A 1841-nucleotide genomic window follows, 5' to 3' on the forward strand; every position below is an offset into this window, starting at 1 on the left:
TGGCGCCGTACCCGAGCCGCCGCGCGCGGGTTCGACGATGGTCGCGTCCTGCACGTTGAACTGATCGCGCAGCCGCAGCAACGTGAGCGTAAGGCTGGTGGGGTCCGCGCTGGCAAGCTGGTCGCTCATCAGGCGGCCTTTGTTCTGCAGGTCCGACAGCGATGCATCGAGCATGCCGCGCCCGAGATTCAGGCCGGACGTGAGCGCGGTTTCCACGTTCACATCGAACCATGATTCGATGCTTCGCGACACGAACTGATACGACACCACGTAGATGATCCCGCCCGGCACGACGCCCACGAGCGCGAAGATGAACGCGAGTTTCGCCAGCAGCCGCGTGCCGAATTTTCCCTGCCGCACGCGCGTGACAATGATCAGCACGAGTCCGATCACGATCAGGATCAGCACCACCGCGACTGCGAGATTCGCAGCGTAGAGCCACTGATAATAGCGGTCGAAGAACTCGGTGTTCGCGCTGGCAAGCGCCAGCATGACGAGCAGCAAAATGGCCGTGAGCGCGACCGTGACCACCAGCGCGCGGACCACGATGCTCGTCATGTTCGTGCGGCGCAATGGCCGGCGGCGGAGCTTATTTAGCATTGGGCGCCGCCGTGAAAGTGAACCGCTTCCAGTCGGAAGAAAGATTCCAGTCGCGGTTGTTGACCGCGTCGATCTGGAACGGCTTGGGCATCAGCGCGATGTCCAGTTGCATGCGTACCGACGCACTATATGTCTCGCCGGGTTGCACTTGATTACGATCGATCACATGCCACGATGTGACGTGCTTGATCACCGCGAGCGCTTCGGCAAGCGTGGCGAAACCAAGCTGCAAACCACCCGTCGACACCCGATACTCGCGCGTCAACGGCTGAAACGACAGCCGGATGCTTTGCGAGACGCTGACCGGCTCTTCATCGAACCAGTACCAGCGCGGCCGCGACAGATCGAAATCGGTCGTGAAATAGAGCGGCACGCCCTTGTTCACGGCGTCTTCCAGGCTGCTGTTGAGGTCGAAATCGAAACGGGCGTCCAGACTCCACCCCGTACCGTCGGCCTGCAGCGACGCGCGCTGCACGGCAATAGGATCAGCCTGCGCGGCCTCGACCGGCAGAAACGACAGCGCGAGACTCAACACGAGGCTCAACGCGAGGCTCAACAGCCAAGCCGGCACAGTCTGGCCGGCGAGCGCGCGTCGAAGCGGAAAAATGCGTTTGATCGTCACCGTTTCTGAAAGCGCGCGTAGAAGAATCCGTCGTGGTCCGCAAAGGCTCCCGTGTCCCGCTTCGATGTTGAATGGGTACGTTGCGCCTCGCCTGAATTGTCCGTCAGCGAGTTCGTGACCGGGTCCGGTGAATCTTGCAAGCGAGCCGTGCCAGCATGGCCCGCTGTCGGCAATAATTGCCCCGGCGCGTCCAATCGTACCGCATCTTCGTGCACCTCTCCAAACCACTGCGCCTGCAACTCGCCCTCTTCCGGGAAGATCGAGCACGTAACGTAGAGCAACTCGCCACCGGTGGCGACCAGTGGCCAGAGCGCGGCGAGGATGCGGCGCTGTTCCCCGACGAGCGCGGCAATGTCCGACGGACGCCGCAACCAGCGAATATCCGGATGACGCCGCACGATGCCCGATGCCGAGCACGGCACGTCGGCAAGAATGCGGTCGAACGGATCGCCGTCGGACCAGCCGGCAGTGTTGCCTGCATCGCCGACGCGAATCTCGGCCTGCACTTTCAGGCGCTGCAGGTTTTCGCCAATGCGTCTGGCGCGGCCCGCGTCGCTCTCAACCGCGATCAACTCGACGTTTGCCAGTTCCAGCACGTGACCCGTCTTGCCGCCGGGCA

At 62.7% G+C, this 1841-nt stretch carries 1 protein-coding gene and 2 pseudogenes; all 3 read right to left on the minus strand.

Features of this window, described 5'->3' with window-relative positions; all coding sequences use genetic code 11:
* Nucleotides 1–600, minus strand: a pseudogene (locus ACRXB1_RS35395) (PAS domain-containing sensor histidine kinase); the annotation flags it as partial.
* The gene (locus ACRXB1_RS35400) at nucleotides 590–1222 is read right to left on the minus strand and encodes a DUF4390 domain-containing protein (RefSeq protein ID WP_449494698.1); all 633 of its coding nucleotides are present in this window, start codon (nucleotides 1220–1222) and stop codon (nucleotides 590–592) included. The gene ACRXB1_RS35400 and the pseudogene ACRXB1_RS35395, both read right to left, overlap by 11 nt.
* A pseudogene (locus ACRXB1_RS35405) lies at nucleotides 1219–1841 on the minus strand (16S rRNA (cytosine(967)-C(5))-methyltransferase RsmB); the annotation flags it as partial. The pseudogene ACRXB1_RS35405 and the gene ACRXB1_RS35400, both read right to left, overlap by 4 nt.

It is taken from the genome of Caballeronia sp. M23-90, assembly GCF_053574605.1.